Origin of the sequence: Pseudomonas sp. T8 (genome assembly GCF_024610635.1) — a bacterium.
In the GTDB taxonomy this organism is placed as follows: Bacteria; Pseudomonadota; Gammaproteobacteria; order Pseudomonadales; family Pseudomonadaceae; genus Aquipseudomonas; species Aquipseudomonas chlororaphis_I.
Genome location: NZ_CP102374.1, coordinates 970,572 through 991,327, shown reverse-complemented (window position 1 = coordinate 991,327; position 20,756 = coordinate 970,572). Strand labels below are relative to the sequence as shown.

Below are 20,756 nucleotides of genomic sequence, written 5' to 3'. Positions count from 1 at the left end.
TTCGGCAGCGGCTACAGGGTTCGCGGTGGCCGTGTAGCCGCTGCCGAGCTCGCGAGGCTGCGATCGGTTGCGTAGCGACCGTAAAGCCTGAGTCCGTGATCTGCCTGGATAAGCGCGTTGGCAGGCCTTGCGGCTGCTGCGCAGCCGATCGCAGCCTTCGGCAGCGGCCACAGGGTTCGCGGTGGCCGTGTAGCCGCTGCCGAGCCCGCGAGGCTGCGATCGGTTGCGCAGCGACCGCAAAGCCTGAGTCCGCGAACTGTCTGGAGAAACGCGTTGGCAGGCCTTGCGGCTGCTGCGCAGCCGATCGCAGGCTGCGCCAGCGGCTACAGGGGGTGAGTACATCGTCATGGGCGGCTCTCCGGGGCTTCGGCCTGGCGGCGCAGGACGCTGGACAGGGCCAGGAAGATCCACAGGTATTTGTGGTTCGGTGCGCTGAGGAACAGCAGGAACACCGCCAGGGCCAGCAGGCTTAGGCCCAGGTGGGTGGCGATGTCGGCCTGGTCCTGCCGGCCCTTGCTCAGCCATGCGACCCGCGCCCGCTCGAAGTTGCGCAGGCCCATCAGCAATAGGGCGACAAAGCTCAGGCCGCCGGGAATCCCCAGTTCGCTGAACAGTTCCAGGTAAGTGTTGTGGGCGCGCCGGTAGAGGTCCGGCTCGTTCATGTTCTCCGAGAAGCCGCTGGCAAAACCGGTCTGCGCGTAATGGATCGGGAAGGTGCCCAGGCCCGAGCCGAGCAGCGGGTTCTCGCGGATCATCTGCCCGCCGACCACCAGGTACGAGGTACGTCGGCCCAGGGAGGTGTCGGCGGAGTGGGCGCCGGACTTGAGCAGGCTCAGGGACTGGATCCGCGCCACGTAGTCCGCCGGCAGCGCGGCGATGCCCAGGGGCACGACGATTGCCACGGCGAACATGACGAACCCCAGGTGCTTGGGCCGCAGCCGTTGCAGCCGATGGCGGTAGTGCCAGGCGCCGATGGCGATGGTGAACAGCACCACCAGCAGCCCGGAGCGCGAGTCGGTCTTGGTCATGCCGGCCATCAGCGTCAGGGTCACCCCGGCCCAGAACAGCCGTAGCGGCCAATGCCGCTCGCGCAGGGCCAGGAGGATCGCCGGCGGCACCGCCATGGCGATCAGCAGGGCGAAGTAGTTGGCGTCCTGCAGCAGGCCGATGGCCCGGCCGCCGACCTGGTACTTGGCCGAGAACAGGGCGATCACGCAGGTGGTGGCCACGCTCAGCGCCAGCAGGCGGCAGAGCATCAGCAGGTTGACCTCGCGGCCGATCAGCAGGGTCACGAAAAACAGCACCAGGCCCACCGCCAGTTCCCGCAGGCTGCCCAGGGACACGCCGAGGTTCTCGCTGTACATCAGGCTCAGCAGCAGGCACAGCAGGAACGGCAGCAGCGCCCGCCACAGGTTGCTGCGCAGCCGCGTCTCGCCGATCTGGCGCATCAGCAGCTTGAACAGCAGGATCAGGATCAGCGAGGCCCCCAGCAGCTTGGCCGCGGAAAAGGCGCTGTCCTTGAACAGGCCTTCGAACGGCACCAATGCGCAGATGCCCAGCAGGCCCCAGCCGGTGCGGCGGTACAGCAGCGCCAGGCCGAACATCCCGACCACCACCAGCGGCGCCAGGTAGGGCCAGGGGCTGGCGAGCAGCAGCAGGCAGGCCAGCCCCAGCAGGGCGCCCAGGGAAAGGGAGGCGATCATCGGTTCCAGGCCTCGCTGGTCGCGCGGTACAGGGCCTGCCAGCGCAGGGCCAGGCGCGGCAGGTGATAGTCGCGGCGTTGCCGCTGGCGCGCCGCCAGGCTCAGGCGTTCGCCCAGGTCGGGGTCGTCCAGCAGTTCGGCGATATGCCCGGCCAGCTCAATGCTGTCCAGCGGCCGGGCGAGCAGGCCGCTGACGCTGTGTTCGATCACATCGGGAATGCCGCCGACGGCAAAGGCGGCGATCGGCGTGCCGGCCTGCATGGCTTCGAGCAGGATCATCGGCGTGCCTTCGGTGCGCGAGCTGAGCACCAGCACGCTGAGGCGGTGCATCCATTTGCTCATGTTGTTCTGGTAGCCCGGCATCAGGATCTGCAACGCCAGGCCGGCGTCCTGGATGCGCTGGCGCAGCATCTCGCTCAAGGGCCCGTCGCCGAGCAGCACCACCTTCAGCGCCGGGCGTTGCTGGCACAGCGGGATCAGCGCGTCGAGAAACAGGTCCGGGCCTTTTTCCTGGCTCAGGCGGCCGACGAAGCCCACCAGCGGCGCATTGCGGTCGCGCAGGTTCTGGTCGGGGATGCACTGCTCGGGCAAACCATTGGGGATCACCTGCAGTTTCTCCGCCTCGACCCCGGCCTGGCGATGCAAGCGGGCGATGCTCTGCGCCACGCAGGCCACCCGGCGCACCGTGCGCCGGCGGCACAGGCGCAGGCTGAGCCAGGTGTAGAACTTCTGTTTGGCGCTGCGCGGAGTGAACCCGTGCTGGGTCCATACCAGCGGCAGGCCCAGGCGCCAGGCGCACAGCAGGGCAAACAGCTGGGCCTTGAAATTGTGCGCATTGAGCAGCACCGGCTGTTGGCCCAGGTGGCTGAGCATCGCCCGCAGTCCGCTGCAACTGTGGCACTCGACGCCGCCCGCGCGAAAACGCTCGAGCAGGGCCGGCGGCGCGTCGATGAACAGCACCCGATGCTGCCCGGGCATGCCCCGGCAATGATCCAGCAGCATGCGTTCGGCGCCATAGAAGCCGCCGCTGTGGATCACATGGACAATCGGCAGGTCGGCCATGAGCCTCTCGCGTTCCGTGCGGTTCACTGCTTGGCCCAGTGCCAGAGCCACTGCCAGGTCCAACGCGGGTAGGGATTGACCACCGGCGCCTGCACCGCGTCGAGCACCATCAGCACCGGCAGGTTCAGGTGGTCGCCGACCTGGGCCGGATGCTTGAAGCGGTGATCGAAGAACTCGTAGACGTAGCCCAGGGCAATCGCCAGCAGCAGGCCGGTAAGCAGGCCCAGGGGGATGATCAGCATCGGTTTGGGGAACGCTGCCTCGCTGGGTTCATAAGGCTGGCTGAGCACCCGGGCGTTGGACAGCTCGCCATTGATCAGGCGCTCGCCGCGGCTTTCTTCGTAGCGCTGGGTGTAGGTGAAGAAGGCCTTGTGCAGGGCGTCGATCTCGGTGTCGAGCTGGCGCAGCTTGCTCAGTACTTCCTGCAGGTCGCGCACGCGGGTCTTGTATTCGTTGATCCGCGCGGTCTTCTGGGCGATCACCGAGTTGGTGATCTGCAGGTCGCTGGTGCGCTCGCGCACGCGGTTTTCCACTACCTTGAGGAACTGCGCGCGGGCGCGGACGATCTGCTCGCGCTGTTGCTGCATCGGCACGCTGTCGGCGCGGTAGGTGTCGGAGGTGGTGCCGTATTGGCTCACCAGGTTGGTCAACTGCTCGCCCAGCTGTTTGATCTCGCGGTCCTCGTAGGCCACGTTGTCCACGGTGTTGGCGAAGGCGAAGGGGAAGGTGTAGTCGGTCAGGCTGCCCTTGCGCGCGGCCTTCAGGTTGTTTTGCAGGTAGTCCAGGCGGCGCTGGTTCTCCAGGGCCTGGTCGCGGTAGCCGTTGAGCGACTGCTCCTCGGTGTTGATCGCGTTCAGGCGGAAGGTGATCTCTTCCTTGGGATCGGAGGCATGGGCCGCCTCCAGCAGGGCCTGGCGCAAGCCTTCGAGGTCGTCCAGGCGCTCCTGGTACTGGACTTTCTTCTGCTCGAAGAAGGCCTGCGGCAGCTCGTTGGATTGCAGGTCCTGGCGGTTCTTCAGGTAGTTGGCCAGCAGGCGCTCGACGAAACGCGTGCCCTGGGTCGGGTCGGCGCTGGCGTAGACCACCGAGATCACGTTGGAGCCGGGCAGGGTGGCGATCTTCAGGTCCTTGACCGCCTGGTTGGTCATGGCGTCGAGGGCGGTGTCGCGCACCGGTTCGATCTTCAGGCCCAGGGCTGCGCGCAGCGGGGTGGTCACATGATCGCGCAGCGGATTGAAGAGCAGCCGGGCGAGCAGGCCCTCGCCGTCGCCGAACTCGCCGGCCTCGCGCAACTGGCCGATGGTTTCGCGGATCAGCGTCGGCGAGCGCAGGATATTGCTCTCGGTTTCCATGTCCGCCAGGGACGGCGGGATGAACTTGTCGCTGTCCGGGGTGAGCACGGTGTTGGCGTCGCTCTGTGACAGCTTTTTCGACTGCACTATGACTTCGGCGGTGATCTCGTAGCTCTGGCGCAGCACCAGCGGCAACAGCAGGGCGATCACGGCGAAGCCGAGGAACACACGTTTGATCAGCCGGCGATTGACGAAGAACACGAGGAGGAACTCGTGCAGGTAGTTTTCGATTCTGTTCATCGCGGGAAGGCTCAATTGTTGTCCGATTCTTTGTTGTCGACGCGGTAGCCGAAGCTGAAGCCGACACCCTGGAACATGATGATGTCCGCCAGTTGCTTGCTGAACGCGCCGGCCTTGGCCAGGCGGGTCTTGGGCACATAGAGCAGGTCGTCCGGCTGCAGGTAGGCGAACTGCGCGGCGTTGCGGTCCAGGGCGGCGGCGACGTCGTAGGTGCGGGCCTGCACCTGGTTGCCGGTACGGCGCATGATCACCACCGAGTCCAGGCGCGCGGTGGGGCCGGCGCCCTTGGCCAGGGTCAGGGCCTCGAGCACCGACACCGGGCGGCGGATCGGGTAGGCACCGGGCTGGCCGACTTCACCGAGCACGAACACTTCGTTGGCCGCCGTCGACTTGAGCAGCACGTCGGCGCTGACCTGGCCGACTTCCTTGGCGTAGCGCTGGTTGATGGTCTTCTGCAACTGGCTGAGGGTCATGCCCTGCAAGGACATGGCGCCGAGCAACGGGAAGCTGGCGCGCCCGTCCGAGCCGACGGTGATCTCGCGGCTCAGGCCCGTGGCCGGGTTGGTCAGGCTGGTGCGCAGGTTGTCCAGCTGGGCCATGGCGTGGGAAATCGAAAAGGTCACCTGGGGTCTTTTCAGCACCCGCGCATAGGCGCTTTCCAGGGTCCGGCGCGCCTCTTCGGCGGTCAGCCCGGCAACCTGTACATTGCCCACGTAAGGCATCTCGATGCTGCCGTCGGGCAATACCAGCTTGTTGCCGCCCAGCTCGGCGGCGCTGAGGAACGAGACGTCGACCTGGTCGCCCGGCTGCACCCGATAGCGGGTCTGGCTGGTGCTGCCGATGTGGAAGATCACGTCCAGCACGTCCTGGGGACGCAGGACCTGCTCCACCGGCAGCACTTCGGTCATCTGGCCCTGGCCGGCGTCGGCGCTGAGGACCTGCACCGGCATTTGCTCGACGTCGGGGCTGGAACAGCCGGCGAGGGCGGCCAGCAACAGGCAAAGGGGGAGCGCTTGAGGTTTCATGTGCAGACTTTCCTTGTGCCGGTCAGAGACGGTCGTAGACCCATTTGGGCATGTAGTACTTGCGCGCGTTGAACACGCTGCCGATCAGCTTCGCCTCGGCCTGGACCAGGCGTTGCGCGGCGGCCTGGGCCACTTCCCAGCGGGTTTCCTCGCTGCGCACCACCAGCACCACGCCATCGACCTGGGTACTCAGGGTGAGGAGGTCGCCGTTGCTGTACACCGGGTCGCCGTCGACGATCACGAAGCGGTACACCTCGTTGAGCGCGGCGAACAGTTCCCGCAGCGGCTGGCTGGTCAGGCGTTCGCTGTACTGCTGGCGCCGCCCCAGGGGCAGGAAGTCGAAGCCCGGGGCGCCGGGATGCTCGATGCAGGACGCCAGGCTCGGCGGCTGCTCGGCCAGCACCAGGTCGAGGAAGCCCGGGTTCTGTTCCAGGCCCAGGCGCTGGGTCAGGCTGTCGTCGGCGAGGCTGGTGTCCAGCAGCAGCACCCGTCCGCGGCTGGTGCGCGCCAGCTCGTTGGCCAGGGCCAGGCTGCTGGTGGTCACGCCGCTATTGCGGTTCGGCGCGGTAAGCAGGATCACCCGCAGTTGCTGGTCGAGTACGGTCACGGCCAGGTTGCTTTCGGTGGGGGTCTGGATGTCCAGACTGGCAAAGGTTGCAGCCGCCATTTCAACTTGCTCCGTGGCCGTTGAGGACTTTGAGAGGGGTTTTGAGCAGGATCTTCAGGTCCAGCCAGGGGCTTTGCTGAAAGATGTAGGTCATGTCCAGGGTCACCCGGCCGTCGAAATCCACATCGCTGCGCCCGGACACCTGCCACAGGCCGGTGATGCCGGGGTAGATGCTCAGGCGGCCGAGGTGGTGTTCCTTGTAGGTCTGGGCGTGGAACGAGGTCGGCCGCGGGCCGACGATGCGCATCTGGCCGAGCAGCACATTGATCAGGTTCGGCAGCTCGTCGAGGCTGGTGCGCCGCAGGAAACCGCCGATCCCGGTGATCCGCGGGTCGCGGTCGATCTTGAAGTCCACCGAGTCCGGGCCGTGCTTGTTCAGGTGGCGCACCGAGTCCTTCAGGGATTCGGCGTTGACCACCATGGTGCGGAACTTGTACATGCCGAAACGCCGGCCACGAAAACCGGTGCGCAGCTGCACGAAAAACACCGGGCCGGGGCTGGTCAGCTTGATCAGCAGGGCGATCGCCAGCAGCAGCGGCGCGATCAGCAGCAAAATCAGCGCGGCCAGCAGGGTCGAGGTCAGGCGCTTGCTCAGGGACAGGGTCCAGGGGCAGCCGCCGCGGCGACCGGTCAGCCAGCCACGGCGTTGCAGCTCGACGGCGGCCTCGACCTTGCGCCGGAACGGGTCGTTGCGCCGGTCGATATGGACGGGGCCGGCAGCCGGCGTCGGCTTATCGGGAGCAGAAGGCGCGGGCGATGAGAATGGTCTCTCCATGTCCATCGGGGTATTTCCATAGGCAGTGGGTAGAAGCGGCGAGCGGGTTCGCCGGTGCAGCTCGGTGTGATTCGTCAGTCCCGTGGCGGCCGGTAGTAGCTCTGGAACCAGTCGACGAAGCGTCCCAGGCCTTCGGCCAGGGGCACCTGCGGGCCGAAACCGGTGACGTTCTCCAGGGCGCTGGCATCGGCGCAGGTGTTCAGCACATCGCCGGGTTGCAGCGGCAGGTACTCGACCAGCGCCTTGCGCCCGAGCAGTTGCTCCAGGGTGGCGACGTAGTCCTTGAGTTCCACCGGGCGCTGCCCGCCGATATTGAACAGGCGCCAGGGCGCCATGCTGGTGGCCGGGTCGGGCTGGTCGCGGTTCCACAGCGGGTCGCGCACTGGCGGTTTACCCAGCAGCCGTACCAGGGATTCGACTATGTCGTCGATGTAGGTGAAGTCGCGCTGGTGCATGCCGTAGTTGAACAGCTTCAGCGGCCGGCCTTCGCAGATGGCCTGGGCGAACAGGATCGGCGACATGTCCGGGCGGCCCCAGGGGCCGTACACGGTAAAGAAGCGCAGGCCGGTGGCCGGCACGTCGAACAGGTGGCTGTAGCTGTGGGCCATCAACTCGTTGGCCTTCTTGCTCGCGGCGTACAGCGACAGCGGATGGTCGACGTTGTCGCTGACCTTGTACGGGGTGTGATGGTTGGCGCCGTACACCGAGCTGGACGAGGCGTAGATCAGGTGCTCGACCGGGTAGCGCCGGCACATTTCCAGCAGGTTGAGAAAGCCGCCGAGGTTGCTGTCCAGGTAGGCCTTGGGGTTTTCCAGGGAATAACGCACCCCGGCCTGGGCCGCCAGGTTGATCACCACCTGCGGGCGGACCTGGGCGAACAGCCGGTCGAGGGCGTCGGCATCGCTCAGGTCCAGGCAGTACAGCGGGAAGGCGCCCACCTGTTGCTCGACCCAGCGCACCCGGTCGCGCTTGAGTTGCGGGTCGTAGTAGTCGTTGAAATTATCCAGCCCGGTGACCTGATGCCCATCCTTGAGCAAACGCAGTGCGGTATGGGCGCCGATGAAACCGGCGGCCCCGGTGATCAGGATATTCATGCGTAGAGCGCCCCCGGTAGACGATAGGGTAGTCCGATGCTCAGGTAATGCAGGCCGGCATCCGCCGCCTGTTGCGGGTTGTAGAGGTTGCGCCCGTCGACGATCAGCCGTGCCTTGAGGCGCTCGCGCAGCTGGTTGAAATCGACCACGCGAAAGGCCTTCCACTCGGTGCAGATCACCAGCGCATCGGCGCATTGCAGGGTGTCGTCGCGGGTCGCGCACAGCTGCAGGTCGGGGCGGTAGCCGTACAGGCGCCGGCATTCGGTCATGGCTTCCGGGTCGTAGGCATGCACCGTGGCGCCGGCCTCCCACAGCGCTTCCATCAGGTAGCGGCTGGTGGCTTCGCGCATGTCGTCGGTGTTGGGCTTGAAGGCCAGCCCCCAGAGGGCGATGACCTTGCCGCGCAGGTTGTCGCCCAGATGCGCCTTGAGCTTGCGGAACAGCACGTGGCGCTGCTGCTCATTGACGTCGCGCACGGTCTTGAGCATGTGCGGCTCCAGGCCATGGCTCTCGGCGGTGTGGATCAGCGCCTTGAGGTCCTTGGGGAAACACGAGCCGCCAAAGCCGGCGCCCGGGTAGATGAAGTGGTAGCCGATCCGCGGGTCGGCGCCGATGCCCTTGCGCACGGCGCTGATGTCGACGTCCAGGCGCTCGGCCAGGTTGGCCATTTCGTTCATGAAGCTGATGCGCGTGGCGAGCATCGCGTTGGCGGCGTACTTCACCAGCTCGGCGCTGCGGTTATCCATGAACATCAGGCGGTCGCGGTTGTGATTGAACGGCGCGTACAGCTCGCTCAACTGCTGGCGCGGCTTGTCATGGGCGCAGCCGACGATGATCCGGTCCGGGCGCATGCAGTCGGCCACCGCGCTGCCTTCCTTGAGGAACTCGGGGTTGGACACCACATGCACCCTGAGCTCGGACTTGCCCAGGTCGGTGAGCTGCTCGATGACGGTTTCCAGCACCAGGTCGGCGGTGCCCACCGGCACCGTGGATTTGATCACTAGGGTCTTGTCGCTGTGCATCAGGCGGGCGATGTCGCGGGCGACGGCAATCACATGGTCGAGATCGGCGGAGCCGTCTTCGTTGGACGGGGTGCCGACCGCGATGAACATCAGCTCGCCATGGTTCACCGCGTCCTGGGCCAGGGTGGTGAAGGACAGGCGGCCGGCTTTCAGATTGTCTTCGATCAGCGTCGTCAGCCCCGGCTCGTGAATGGGCGCGATGGCGCGCTGCAATTGGGCGACTTTCTGGCCGTCGATGTCGACACAGACCACGTTGTGGCCGACGTCGGCCAGGGCGACTGCTTGTACCAGGCCGACGTAGCCGGTACCAAAAACGCTGACATCCAAGGGAGGAACCTCATCCGTGATGGGTAATGAGTGAGTTTTTTCTGCCCACTTCTTAAAGAACTGAATAGGTGCAAGTCCTTTTCGCGTTCTTTTTTTGACACTACCACAGCATGGAGACGGTTAATTGGCGTTTTGCCGTGTTGTATAAATGACGATGGCGTTTTGGATCCTTTTATAAATTAATTAATTGTTTTTAAAATCAAATAGATAGTTAGTCTGAAAGGGTGGTGAAAGCATTGTGTCAATTCCTTGATACAAAACTCGTAAGGGCAAATAAAGCCGACGAACGGTAGTTTTTTGAGTGAAAAAAACAGCGTTTTTATCGTCGGCGGACGCTTGCTTGGATCCAAAACTTCTGGAATCGCCCAATGAATGGCGCCTCGGTCAAGGGCCTCCACGACGGAAAAAAGTGTTGGAAATGATCGCTTTATCGCAGGCGGGACAGTGCGCTGGAAGAGCGCGGGAAGTGCCAAAGGCTGTAGCAGCTTCAGACTAAAGTCGAGTGTAGCCCGTCAAAGCCATCTGCCATCATTGCGGGTCAACATTGATTTGATCAATTCACCTGGCCAGAAATGATTCGCCAGATGGATTGCTATTGCCTTTCTTTCGTCCGCGTTACCGATGCACTGCTGGAGCTTTTCATGCGTCCCCCTTTCCCTTTGCTGCACTCATTCCGACCGCTGCGTTATCCAACGGTGGGCCTCGGCGCCCTTTGCCTGTGCGCGGGATTTACCGCCCAGGCCGAGGCCGCGGGCTTCTTCGAAGACAGCAGCGCCAAGCTCGAGTCGCGCACCCTCTACTTCAACCGTGACTTCCGCGACGGTCATACCAGCAACGATCAGGGCGCTTCCAAGCGCGAAGAGGCGGCCCAGGGCTTCATTCTCAACCTGCAATCGGGCTACACCGAAGGCACCGTCGGTTTTGGTATCGACGCGCTGGGCATGCTCGGCTTCAAGCTCGACTCCAGCCCCGACCGCAGCAACAGCGGCCTGCTGCCGTCCAGCGGCCAGGACCCGCGGGGCTCCAAGGACCAGTACGCCAAGCTCGGCCTGACCGCCAAGGTGCGCGTGTCGCAGAGCGTGCTCAAGTACGGCGCGCTGCTGCCGGACCTGCCGCTGCTCAAGTACAACGACGGGCGCCTGCTGCCGACCATGTTCAATGGCGCGATGCTCACGTCCAAGGAGATCAAGGACCTGACGTTTATGGCCGCGCGCCTGGACCGCTACACCGCCCGGGATTCCACGGACGCCCAGGACATCCGCGTGCACTGCAAGAACAAGCGTTACGCCTGCAACGTCACCGCCGACCATTTCGACATGTACGGCATCGACTACAAGTTCAACGACCGCCTGACCGGCCAGTATCACTACGGGGAGCTTGCAGACATCTACCGCCAGCACTTCATCGGCCTGCTGGCCAACCAGCCGCTGGGCCCGGGCGTATTGAAGGCCGACCTGCGCCTGCTCAAGAGTACCGACAGTGGCGCCGAGCGCGCCGGTTCCATCGACAACCGCGCCCTGAGCGGCATGCTCGGCTACGCCATCGACGGCCACACCTTCAGCGCCGGCTGGCAGCGCATGAACGGCGACAACTCGATGCCGTACCTCGATGGCAGCAACCCGTACCTGGTCAACTACGTGCAGGTCAACGACTTCGCCGCCGCCCAGGAGCGTTCCTGGCAGCTGCGCTATGACTACGACTTCAAGGCCATCGGCATCAACGGCCTGAGCTTCCTGACCCGCTATGTCAGCGGCGACCATATCAAGGTCCCGGGCAGCGACCAGGAAGGTCGCGAATGGGAACGCGACAGCGAACTCAAGTACGTGGTGCAGAGCGGCACCTTCAAGGACGTCAGCCTGCGTTTGCGTAACGCCACCTACCGCAGCAACTACGAGAAGTTCGCCCGGGACGTGGACGAGACGCGGCTGATCGTCAGTTACAACTTCTCGATCCTCTGACGGCGCTGCCGGAAGCTGAGTCCGCGAGTTGCCTGGAGAAACGCGTCGGCAGGCCTTGCGGCTGCTGCGCAGCCGATCGCAGCCTTCGGCAGCGGCTACAGGGGCCGTGGTGGCTGTGTAGCCGCTGCCGAGCCTGCGAGGCTGCGATCGGCGGCGCAGCCGTCGCAAAACCGGTAACCGCGTTGCATCAGGTACACCGCGTGCGCTGGTTGGGCGGCTGCGTTGCAGCCGGTCGCAGCCTTCGGCAGCGGCTACAGGGGATCGCGGTGGCTGTGTAGCCGCTGCCGAGCCTGCGATCGGCGGCGCAGCCGTCGCAAACCCGGTAACCGCGTTGCATCAGGGGCACCGCGTGCGCTGGTTTAGCGGCTGCGTTGCAGCCGATCGCAGCCTTCGGCAGCGGCTACAGGGGCCGTGGTGGCTGTGTAGCCGCTGCCGAGCCTGCGAGGCTGCGATCGGCGGCGCAGCCGTCGCAAAACCGGTAACCGCGTTGCATCAGGTACACCGCGTGCGCTGGTTGGGCGGCTGCGTTGCAGCCGGTCGCAGCCTTCGGCAGCGGCTACAGGGGATCGCGGTGGCTGTGTAGCCGCTGCCGAGCCTGCGAGGCTGCGATCGGCGGCGCAGCCGTCGCAAAACCGGTAACCGCGTTGCATCAGGTACACCGCGTGCGCTGGTTGGGCGGCTGCGTTGCAGCCGGTCGCAGCCTTCGGCAGCAGCTACAGGGGATCGCGGTGTCTTGTAGCCGCTGCCGAGCCTGCGAGGCTGCGATCGGCGGCGCAGCCGTCGCAAACCCGGCAACCGCGTTGCATCAGGTACACCGCGTGCGCTGGTTTAGCGGCTGCGTTGCAGCCGGTCGCAGCCTCGCGGTGCTCGGCAGCGGCTACAGAGAATGCGGAGGCGGGAGATCCGCGTCAGGCGCTTACAACCAATCCCAGAAGCGGCTCCAGAAGCCGCGGTTCAGTTCTTCCCGGCAACCGGCGTATTGCTGGCCGTACAGGCTGGAGCGGCTTTGCACCTTCATCGCCACGGTCTGCAGCCAGGGCTTGGCCGCATAGGTCTGCCGGCGGTAGCCGCCCCAGCCTTCGTGGTAGTTCAGGTACTGGCGGTAGGCGTCCTGCTTGGTCACGCCGTTGACCCGCGTGGTCTGGTCCATGTACCAGCCGATAAAGTCGGTGGCGTCGGCGAAGTTGGTGCGGCTGGCCCAGTAGTTGTCGCCCTTGCGCTGATAGTCACCCCAGACTTCGTCCTTGGCCTGCGGGTAGCCGGCCGCCGAGGTCACCCGGCCCCAGGGAATCACCCACAACAGGTATTTGCGGGGCGGCAAGGCGTCCTGCTTGAAGCTCGATTCCTGGTAGATGATCGACAGCGGCACCTGGATCGGCACCCCCCATTTTTCTTCGGTGGCCTTGGCCGCCTTGTACCAGTCGCTTTTCTCGCGAAAGATCTCGCAGATGTCGTTGGGGTTGGCCGGCGGCGAGGTCGCGCAACCGGTCAGGATGAGGGGGAGTGCTACGGCGGCACAGGCGAAGCGGGTCAAAGGCAAGGCTCTATTCGGGTCGATGGGAGCGCCGCGTGGCGCTCCTTCGATCAGTTCAGTTGGTGGCGATAGGGCAGGTCCGGTCCGGTCTTGCCACAGGTCAGCGCCGCGGCGCGGATGGCGAACCTGAGCATCTGGTCGATCTGGTCCCGGCTCAAGCCCGCCACACCCTCCAACGAATCCAGCTGTCGTTCGGTCAGCCAGGCAATCAGAGCGGCCTGGAAGGTGTCGCCGGCGCCCACGGTGTCGGCCATCTTAATCGGCATGGCCGGCGCCGACCAGCGGCCATGTACCCGACTGAACACCGTCGCGCCCTCTGCACCGCGGGTCAGGAACACCAGCTGGCAGTGATGCCGCAGCCAGCCTTCGATCACGTGCTGCGGGTCCTGGTCGGGGTAGAGCAGGTGCAGGTCCTCGTCGCTGACCTTGATCAGGTCGGCCAGCCGGACCAGGGTGTCGATGCGCTGGCGCCACAGCTGGATGTCCGGGGCCGGGTTGAGGCGCACGTTGGGGTCGAGGCTGATCAGGCGCTGGCCGCGCTCGCGGCGCACCAGCGCCAGCAGGGTGTCGGCGATCGGCTGCACCACCAGGGAATACGAGCCGATGTGCAGGCCGCGCACCCGGCTGTCGAGCGGCGGCAGGTCGGTCAGTTGCAACTGGCGGTCGGCGCAGCCTTCGCCACGAAAGCTGTATTGCGGCGAGCCGTCGGCGCCCACCGCGACCATCGCCAGGGTGGTCGGCGCCTGGACGTGCAGCAGGTAGTCTTCGCCCACGCCTTCGTCGCGCAGCACCTGTAACAGGCGCCGGCCGAGGTAGTCGGTGGACAGCCCGGCGAACAGCGCCGCGTCCACCCCCAGGCGGCGCAAACCCACCGCGACATTGAAGGGCGAACCGCCGGCGATTGCCTGGAAGTTGACCCTCGATGCCCGACCGCTGGCATCGTCTTGGCTGAAAAAATCGAACAGTGCTTCACCACAGACCAGGTACATAGTCATTCGCTCTTCAAAAGGGTTGCCACATGCTGTTGGTAGCCTTCATAGGCCTGCTGGTAGGCCGCGACATTGGCCGCTATCGGCAAGGTTTCGCTGCTTGCATCGAGCCTCACGCAGCGCTGGCACAGCTGCGCCAGGCTCTGCGCCTGGCCACTGTGGTGCGACTGGCACCAGGCCGCCTGGATCGCCGCGCCCAGGGCCGCGGCTTCGCTCTGCTCGGTGCAGACCACCGGGGTGTGCATGATATCGGCGACCATCTGCCGCCACAGCGGGCTTTTCGAACCGCCGCCGATCAGGCGGATGCTCTGGCTTTGCAGACCGTTATGGCGCAGCAGGTCCAGGCCGTAGCGCAGGCCGAAGGTGGTGCCTTCGACCACCGCGCGGCACAGGTTGGCCCGGGTCAGGTTGTTGGCGGTCAGGCCCAGCAGGCTGCCGCTGGCATGGGGCAGGGCGGGGACCCGCTCGCCGTTGAGGAACGGCAGCATGCACACGCCCTCGGCGCCGATCGGCGCCTGCGCCACCCGTTGGTTGAAGGCGTCGATATCCAGCTCGAACAGTTCGCGCACCGCGCTCGTGGCATTGGTCAGGTTCATGGTGCAGATCAGCGGCAGCCAGCCGCCGCTGGAGGAACAGAAGGTCGCCACCGCGGCGTCTGCGCTGACCCGGGGTTGCTCGGCATAGGCGTACAGGGTGCCGGAAGAACCCAGGCTCATGGTGATCGCCCCGGGCTGGATATTGCCGGTGCCGATGGCCCCCAGCATGTTGTCGCCGCCACCGCTGGACACCAGCGCCCGTGGGTTGAGGCCCAGTTGCCGGGCGATCTCCGGCAGCAGGGTGCCCACTGGCTGGTGGGCTTCGAGCAGTTCCGGCAAGGCGGCTTCCAGGCGGCCGGCGGGGTCGATGTGCCTGAGCAGCGCGAGGTCCCATTGCCGGGTCCGCACATTGAAATAGCCGGTGCCCGAGGCATCGCCGTATTCGCTGCAGCAGCGGCCGGTCAGCCAGTAGTTCAGGTAGTCGTGGGGCAGCAGCACATGGGCGATGCGCTGGAATATCTGCGGATGCTGCTCCCGGGTCCACAGCAGTTTCGACACCGTGTAGCCGGGGGCAATCGCCACGCCGAGGCGCTCCAGGGAGCCCTGTTCGCCGCCCAGATGATCCAGCAGGCGCTGGTTCTGCGGGGTGGATTCGGTGTCGCACCAGAGCTTGGCCGGGCGCAGCACCTGGCCCTGTGGGTCGAGCAGGACCAGGCCGTGCTGCTGGCCGGACACGCCGATGCCGAGGATGTCCTGGCCGCTGATACCCGCGGCCAATAAGGCCCGGCGGGTGGCCAGGGCGAACGCCTCGCGCCATTGCCCGACGTCCTGTTCGCGGCGGCCGTTGGCACCGCTGATCAGGCTGTGGGGCGCCGCGCCCAGGCCCAGTACGTCACCGCTGGCGGCGTCGAGGACGACGGCCTTGGTGCCCTGGGTGCCGCAGTCGATGCCGAGGAAAAGCTGTTGCGTCGTCATGGATGAACCTGCACAAAATTCAAATCAAACCCACTGTAGCCGCTGCCGAGCCTGCGAGGCTGCGATCGATTGCGCAGCAATCGCAAAACCTGAATCCGCGATCTGCCTGGAGAAACGCATCGGCAGGCCTTGCGGCCGCTGCGCAGCCGATCGCAGCCTTCGGCAGCGGCTACAGGGTTCGCGGTGGCGGTGTAGCCGCTGCCGAGCCTGCGAGGCTGCGATCGGTTGCAACGCAACCGCAAAACCTGAGTCCGCGATCTGTCTGGAGAAACGCGTTGGCAGGATTTGCGTCGGCTACGCCGCCGATCGCAGCCTTCGGCAGCGGCTACAGGGTCCGCGGTGGCCGTGTAGCCGCTGCCGAGCCTGCGAGGCTGCGATCGATTGCGGAGCAATCGCAAAACCTGAGCCCTCGATTTGCCTGGAGAAACGCGTTGGCAGGATTTGCGTCGGCTACGCCGCCGATCGCAGCCTTCGGCAGCGGCTACAGGATTTGCGGTGGCGGTGTGGCCGCTGCCGAGCCTGCGAGGCTGCGATCGGTTGCGTAGCAATCGCAAAATCTGAGTCCGTGATCTGCCTGGAGAAACGCGTCGGCAGGATTTGCGGCTGCTGCGCAGCCGATCGCAGCCTTCGGCAGCGGCTACAGGGTCCGCAGTGGCCGTGTAGCCGCTGCCGAGCCTGCGAGGCTGCGATCGGTTGCAACGCAACCGCAAAACCTGAGTCCGCGATCTGTCTGGAGAAACGCGTCGGCAGGATTTGCGTCGGCTACGCCGCCGATCGCAGCCTTCGGCAGCGGCTACAGGGTTTGCGGTGGCTATGTAGCCGCTGCCGAGCTCGCGAGGCTGCGATCGATTGCAACGCAATCGCAAAACCTGGGTCCGCGATCTGCCTGGAGAAACGCATCGGCGACAGGCAAGCATCAGCGGCCCCGGGCCAATACCCGCTCCAGGGTGCGGGTCACGCCGTTGTCGCGCAGGCTGCTGTAGCAGCGCTCGAAGGCCGCGGTGAATGCCGCGCTGGCGGGGATCGCCGTGCCGAAGATTTCCTCGACCGCCAACAGCCGCTGGCCGATCAGTGCGTCATCCGCCACCAGCGCCTGGCAGAACGCGGCCCGTGGGTCGGGAATGGCGTAGGTGTCGCCGTTTTCGTCCACGCCCTTGAGGTACAGGGCCCAGGCGGCGACCACCAGGGCGGCGCGCTCGGTGTCGCGGCCGTCGGCGATCAGGCGGTTGAGGGTCGGCACGGTGAACTTGGGCAGCTTCGACGAGCCGTCGGAGCAGACCCGCTCCAGCTGGTCGGCAATCGCCCGGTTGGAGAAGCGCGCCACCAGGGTGTCCTTGTAGTCGTTCAGGTCGATGCCCGGCACCGGCGCCAGTTGCGGGGTCACGTCCTGGTCCATGTAGGCGCGCATGTACGCCACGAACAGCGGGTCGGCCATCGCCTCGTGGACAAAACGATAACCCTTGAGGAAGCCCAGGTAGGTCAGGGCCAGGTGGCTGCCGTTGAGCAGCTTGATCTTCATCTCCTCGTAGGGCGTGACGTCGTCGGTGAATTGCACGCCGACCTTTTCCCAGGCCGGCCGGTCGCTGACGAACTTGTCTTCCAGCACCCATTGCGCAAAGGGTTCGCAGACCACCGGCCAGGCGTCGTCGATGCCGTGCTGGTCGTGCAGTTGCAGGCGGTGGGCGGTGCTGGTCATCGGCGTGATGCGGTCGACCATGGCATTGGGGAAGCTGACGTTGGCGGCGATCCAGTCGTGCAGGTCGGCGTCGCGCTGGCGGGCGAAGGCCAGCAGCGCCTTGCGGGTCACCGCGCCGTTGTGCGGCAGGTTATCGCAGGACATCAGGGTAAAGGCCGGGACCCCGGCCGCCCGGCGCAGGGCCAGGGCCGCGCAGAGAAAACCGAACACGGTCTTCGGCTGCTGCGGGTGGGCCAGGTCATGCTGGATCTGCGGCAGGTGGGCCATGAACTCGCCGCTGCTGTCGTCGATGCAGTAGCCACCTTCGGTGATGGTCAGCGAGACGATACGGATCTGCGGGTCGGCCAGTTTGTCGATCAGCGCCTGGGCGCCGTCCTCGGCCAGCAGCATGTCGCTAATGGCGCCGATCACCCGCACTTCGGCGGCGTCGCTGTCGCCCAGCTCGAACAGGGTGAACAGGTAGTCCTGGCCGGCCAGGTCGTCGCGGGCGCGGCGGTCCTCGGCGCGCAGGCCGACCCCGCAGATGCTCCAGTCCAGGCCTTCGCCGGTGTTCATCAGGGCATCGGTGTAATAGGCCTGGTGCGCCCGGTGGAAACCACCGACGCCGATATGCACCATGCCTTGCCGGGTCTCGGCCAGGTCGTAGGCGGGCAGCCGCACTTCAGGGGCCAGGCGGTGGAGGTTGTGTCGGTTCAGTTTCATCGTTCGGTTCTCGTTCAGGCGGCGGCGCGCAGCGGCCTGGCCACGGCCACGCCGTCGGCATCGAAGAGGTGGCAGTGTTCGGCATCCAGGTGCAGGTTCAGTTGCTGGCCATAGGCGCTGGCCAGGTCGCCGCGGATACGCAGGGTCAGCGCTTCGCCGGACGCGGTGCGGACATGGCAGAAGGTGTCGCTGCCCAGGCGCTCGCTGACGTCGGCGGTGACCTGCAGGGTGCAGTCGCCGGGGCGGGCCAGTTCCAGGTGCTCGGGACGGATGCCCAGGGTCACCGGGCTGCCGACGCTCAGGTGGGCGCCGCGCTGTGGCAGCTGGATGCGGGTGCCGGCCTCCAGCAGCACCTCGCAGCCCTGGCCATCGACCCGGCTCAGCCGGCCCTTGAGGAAGCCCATCTTCGGCGTGCCGAGGAAGCCGGCGACAAACAGGTTGGCCGGGCTGTGGTACAGCTCCAGCGGCGAGCCCACCTGTTCCACGCGGCCGCCGTTGAGCACCACCACCTTGTCGGCCAGGGTCATGGCTTCGACCTGGTCGTGGGTCACGTAGATCATGGTCGCCTGCAGCTCTTTATGCAGGCGCGCCAGCTCCAGGCGCATCTGCACCCGCAGCGCGGCGTCGAGGTTGGACAGCGGCTCGTCGAACAGGAAGATCTTCGGGTTGCGCACGATGGCCCGGCCGATGGCCACGCGCTGGCGCTGGCCGCCGGACAGCTGCTTGGGCTTGCGCTCCAGCATCGGCCCCAGTTCGAGGATGCGCGCCGCTTCGTTGACCTTCTGTTGCACCTCGGCTTTCGGCACGCCGGCCAGGTCCAGGGCGAAGGACATGTTCTTGCGCACGCTCATGTGCGGGTACAGGGCGTAGGTCTGGAACACCATGGCCAGGTCGCGCTTGGCCGGGCTGACCTCGGTGATGTCGCGACCATCCAGTTCGATGCTGCCGCCGCTGACTTCCTCCAGGCCGGCGATCAACCGCAGCAGGGTGGACTTGCCACAGCCCGAGGGGCCGACGAAGACCACGAACTCCTTGTCGCGCACCTCCAGGTCGATGCCCTTGATGATGGAAAAACCTTCGAAGCCTTTTTGCAGATTCTTGATTTTCAGGTTGGCCATGGAATCTCTCCGGATTTCAGAATTTCGGTGTAGCCGCTGCCGCAGGCTGCGATAGGCACCGCAGGGGCCTGGGCGCCTGTGCGGTCGCTGGCGAGCCTGCGGCTCGATCGCAGCCTTCGGCAGCGGCTACAGGTAGTGGGTCGTCTGGTTATTTCACGGCGCCGAAGGACAGGCCGCGCACCAGCTGTTTCTGGCTGATCCAGCCGAAGATCAGGATCGGCGCGCAGGCCAGGGTCGAGACCGCCGAGAGCTTGGCCCAGAACAGCCCTTCGGGGCTGGAGTAGGAGGCGATCAGCGCGGTCAGCGGCGCGGCGTTGGACGAGGTCAGGTTCAGCGACCAGAACGCCTCGTTCCAGCACAGGATCAGCGACAGCAGCACGGTGGAGGCCAGCCCGCCCTTGGCGATCGGCAGCAGCACCCGGAGCATTTCCTGGCCCAGCGTGGCGCCGTCCAGCCGCGCGGCCTCGAGGATGTCCCGGGGGATGTCCTTGAAGTAGGTGTAAATCATCCAGACCACGATCGGCAGGTTGATCAGGGTGTAGATCACGATCAGCGCGATGCGCGTGTCCAACAGGCCAAAGCTCTTGGCCAGCAGGTAGATCGGCATCAGCACGCCCACCGGCGGCAGCATCTTGGTCGACAGCATCCACAGCAGGGTGCGCTTGGTGTTACGGGTCTCGTAGAAGGCCATGGAATAGGCCGCCGGCACCGCGATCAGCAGGCACAGGGCGGTGGCGCTGAAGGAGATCACCACCGAGTTCCAGGCGAAGGCCAGGTAGTTGCTGCGCTCGTTGATGTGCAGGTAATTCTCCAGCGTCGGTGTGAAAATGAACTGCGGCGGCGTGGCGAAGGCATCGATTTCGGTCTTGAAGCTGGTCAGCAGCATCCAGAAGATCGGGAAGAAGATCAGGATGGCGATGGCCCAGGCCAGGGTGCCGAGCAGCAGGCTTTGCAGGCGGCGGGATTGTTGCAGGGTCATGGCGCGCACCTCAGGGCTTGTCAGTCAGGTTTTTGCCGAGCATCCGCACCAGGATGATCGCGGCGATATTGGCGATGACCACGGCGATCAGGCCGCCGGCCGAGGCCATGCCCACGTCGAACTGCACCAGCGCCTGGTTGTAGATCAGGTAGGCGAGGTTGGTCGAGGCATAGCCCGGGCCACCGTTGGTGGTGGTGAAGATTTCGGCGAACACCGAGAGCAGGAAGATGGTCTCGATCATCACCACCACCGCGATGGGCCGCGCCAGGTGCGGCAGGGTCAGGTGCCAGAAGATCGCGATGGCCCCGGCGCCATCCAGGCGTGCGGCTTCCTTCTGCTCCTGGTCCAGCGACTGCATGGCGGTCATCAGGATCAGGATGGCGAACGGCAGCCACTGCCAGGAGACAATGATGATGATCGACAGCAGCGGGTAGTGGGCCAGCCAGTCCACCGGCTGGGCGCCGAACAGCTTCCACACGGCGGCGAGAATCCCCGACACCGGGTGGAAGATCAGGTTCTTCCAGATCAGCGCGCCCACCGTGGGCATGATGAAGAACGGCGAGATCAGCAGCACCCGGACAATGCCGCGGCCGAGGAACTCGCTGGCTTCCAGCAGGGCGCTGATCAGTACCCCGAACACCACGCTGATCAGCAGCACGCTGCCCACCAGCAGCAGGGTGTTGCCGGCCCCGGGCAAAAAGCCCGAATCGCTGAGGAAGTAGCTGAAATTTTCCAGCCCGACGAACTGGTTTTCCCCGGGGTACAGCAGGTTGTAGCGGATCAGCGAGAAGTACAGGGTCATGCCCAGCGGCACGATCATCCACAGCAGCAACAGCGCCACCGAGGGGCTGACCAGGAACCAGCCGGGGTTGAGCAGGCGGTGCTTGCGCGCGACCTGGGGCATTGGCAAATGAGCTTTGGCAGTCGAGGTATTCATGGCGATCACAACCGTTCAGGTACGCGTAACGCGGTTCCCTGTAGGAGCGAGCTTGCTCGCGATGGT

At 65.5% G+C, this 20,756-nt stretch carries 16 protein-coding genes; 1 reads left to right on the top strand and 15 read right to left on the bottom strand.

The features are described from left to right. Positions 1–344: 344 nt before the first annotated feature. From NRG23_RS04260 to NRG23_RS04225, 8 genes are all read right to left on the bottom strand, one after another. Positions 345–1,703 (bottom strand): O-antigen ligase, encoded by a 1,359-nt coding sequence (locus tag NRG23_RS04260; RefSeq protein WP_257373815.1) that lies wholly within the window; start codon positions 1,701–1,703, stop codon positions 345–347. Continuing rightward, positions 1,700–2,764: a glycosyltransferase family 4 protein gene (locus NRG23_RS04255; protein WP_016702143.1), complete on the bottom strand. Its 1,065-nt coding sequence runs from the start codon at positions 2,762–2,764 to the stop codon at positions 1,700–1,702. The genes NRG23_RS04260 and NRG23_RS04255 overlap by 4 nt, the downstream gene beginning before the upstream one ends. Before the next feature lie 23 nt (positions 2,765–2,787). Beyond that, on the bottom strand, positions 2,788–4,356 hold the full coding sequence (locus tag NRG23_RS04250; protein WP_038632291.1) for an LPS biosynthesis protein: 1,569 nt from the start codon (positions 4,354–4,356) through the stop codon (positions 2,788–2,790). Between the two features lie 11 nt (positions 4,357–4,367). Next, positions 4,368–5,381 carry a polysaccharide biosynthesis/export family protein gene (locus tag NRG23_RS04245; RefSeq protein WP_101282431.1) on the bottom strand — a complete coding sequence of 338 codons (1,014 nt, stop codon included), beginning with the start codon at positions 5,379–5,381 and terminating at the stop codon, positions 4,368–4,370. Between the two features lie 22 nt (positions 5,382–5,403). Further along, positions 5,404–6,048: a CpsD/CapB family tyrosine-protein kinase gene (locus NRG23_RS04240; RefSeq protein ID WP_038632293.1), complete on the bottom strand. Its 645-nt coding sequence runs from the start codon at positions 6,046–6,048 to the stop codon at positions 5,404–5,406. Between the two features lies 1 nt (position 6,049). Next, positions 6,050–6,823: a sugar transferase gene (locus NRG23_RS04235; RefSeq protein WP_257373814.1), complete on the bottom strand. Its 774-nt coding sequence runs from the start codon at positions 6,821–6,823 to the stop codon at positions 6,050–6,052. Positions 6,824–6,897: 74 nt separating this feature from the next. After that, positions 6,898–7,917: an NAD-dependent epimerase gene (locus NRG23_RS04230; protein WP_009048937.1), complete on the bottom strand. Its 1,020-nt coding sequence runs from the start codon at positions 7,915–7,917 to the stop codon at positions 6,898–6,900. Then, the gene (locus NRG23_RS04225; protein ID WP_009048938.1) at positions 7,914–9,266 is read right to left on the bottom strand and encodes a UDP-glucose/GDP-mannose dehydrogenase family protein; all 1,353 of its coding nucleotides are present in this window, start codon (positions 9,264–9,266) and stop codon (positions 7,914–7,916) included. Before NRG23_RS04225 ends, NRG23_RS04230 begins: the two co-directional genes overlap by 4 nt. Positions 9,267–9,907: 641 nt before the next feature. On the opposite strand from NRG23_RS04225, the gene NRG23_RS04220 reads away from it, so the two are divergent. After that, positions 9,908–11,224, top strand: coding sequence for an OprD family porin (locus NRG23_RS04220; protein WP_257373813.1), 1,317 nt, complete (start codon positions 9,908–9,910; stop codon positions 11,222–11,224). A 916-nt stretch (positions 11,225–12,140) separates the two neighbouring features. Here the strand turns inward: NRG23_RS04220 and NRG23_RS04215 are convergent. The 7 genes from NRG23_RS04215 to NRG23_RS04185 all read right to left on the bottom strand — a co-directional run bounded on the left by NRG23_RS04215 (position 12,141) and on the right by NRG23_RS04185 (position 20,690). After that, complete coding sequence (locus NRG23_RS04215) at positions 12,141–12,758, bottom strand: lipoprotein (RefSeq protein WP_038579126.1); 618 nt, start codon at positions 12,756–12,758, stop codon at positions 12,141–12,143. 50 nt (positions 12,759–12,808) lie between these two features. Beyond that, complete coding sequence (locus tag NRG23_RS04210) at positions 12,809–13,747, bottom strand: carbohydrate kinase (protein ID WP_257375126.1); 939 nt, start codon at positions 13,745–13,747, stop codon at positions 12,809–12,811. Between the two features lie 2 nt (positions 13,748–13,749). Further along, the gene (gene xylB / locus NRG23_RS04205) at positions 13,750–15,258 is read right to left on the bottom strand and encodes a xylulokinase (RefSeq protein ID WP_257373812.1); all 1,509 of its coding nucleotides are present in this window, start codon (positions 15,256–15,258) and stop codon (positions 13,750–13,752) included. 916 nt (positions 15,259–16,174) lie between these two features. After that, a complete protein-coding gene (locus NRG23_RS04200; RefSeq protein WP_257373811.1) occupies positions 16,175–17,656 on the bottom strand; it encodes a mannitol dehydrogenase family protein in 1,482 nt (493 codons plus the stop codon). 14 nt (positions 17,657–17,670) lie between these two features. Then, a complete protein-coding gene (locus NRG23_RS04195; RefSeq protein WP_110177212.1) occupies positions 17,671–18,774 on the bottom strand; it encodes an ABC transporter ATP-binding protein in 1,104 nt (367 codons plus the stop codon). Between the two features lie 148 nt (positions 18,775–18,922). Continuing rightward, positions 18,923–19,753, bottom strand: a complete 831-nt coding sequence (locus tag NRG23_RS04190; protein ID WP_028683916.1) for a carbohydrate ABC transporter permease — start codon at positions 19,751–19,753, stop codon at positions 18,923–18,925. Positions 19,754–19,763: 10 nt separating this feature from the next. Next, positions 19,764–20,690 carry a carbohydrate ABC transporter permease gene (locus tag NRG23_RS04185; RefSeq protein ID WP_110177210.1) on the bottom strand — a complete coding sequence of 309 codons (927 nt, stop codon included), beginning with the start codon at positions 20,688–20,690 and terminating at the stop codon, positions 19,764–19,766. Between the last annotated feature and the right edge of the window lie 66 nt (positions 20,691–20,756).

Coding starts and splice junctions, on each gene's coding strand:
- NRG23_RS04255 (WP_016702143.1), bottom strand. CDS start 2,764: ATGGCCGACCTGCCGATTGTCCATGTGATCCACAGCGGCGGCTTCTAT.
- NRG23_RS04235 (WP_257373814.1), bottom strand. CDS start 6,823: ATGGAGAGACCATTCTCATCGCCCGCGCCTTCTGCTCCCGATAAGCCG.
- NRG23_RS04195 (WP_110177212.1), bottom strand. CDS start 18,774: ATGGCCAACCTGAAAATCAAGAATCTGCAAAAAGGCTTCGAAGGTTTT.
- NRG23_RS04210 (WP_257375126.1), bottom strand. CDS start 13,747: ATGTACCTGGTCTGTGGTGAAGCACTGTTCGATTTTTTCAGCCAAGAC.
- NRG23_RS04245 (WP_101282431.1), bottom strand. CDS start 5,381: ATGAAACCTCAAGCGCTCCCCCTTTGCCTGTTGCTGGCCGCCCTCGCC.
- NRG23_RS04260 (WP_257373815.1), bottom strand. CDS start 1,703: ATGATCGCCTCCCTTTCCCTGGGCGCCCTGCTGGGGCTGGCCTGCCTG.
- NRG23_RS04220 (WP_257373813.1), top strand. CDS start 9,908: ATGCGTCCCCCTTTCCCTTTGCTGCACTCATTCCGACCGCTGCGTTAT.
- xylB (WP_257373812.1), bottom strand. CDS start 15,258: ATGACGACGCAACAGCTTTTCCTCGGCATCGACTGCGGCACCCAGGGC.
- NRG23_RS04185 (WP_110177210.1), bottom strand. CDS start 20,690: ATGAATACCTCGACTGCCAAAGCTCATTTGCCAATGCCCCAGGTCGCG.
- NRG23_RS04240 (WP_038632293.1), bottom strand. CDS start 6,048: ATGGCGGCTGCAACCTTTGCCAGTCTGGACATCCAGACCCCCACCGAA.
- NRG23_RS04190 (WP_028683916.1), bottom strand. CDS start 19,753: ATGACCCTGCAACAATCCCGCCGCCTGCAAAGCCTGCTGCTCGGCACC.
- NRG23_RS04200 (WP_257373811.1), bottom strand. CDS start 17,656: ATGAAACTGAACCGACACAACCTCCACCGCCTGGCCCCTGAAGTGCGG.
- NRG23_RS04230 (WP_009048937.1), bottom strand. CDS start 7,917: ATGAATATCCTGATCACCGGGGCCGCCGGTTTCATCGGCGCCCATACC.
- NRG23_RS04250 (WP_038632291.1), bottom strand. CDS start 4,356: ATGAACAGAATCGAAAACTACCTGCACGAGTTCCTCCTCGTGTTCTTC.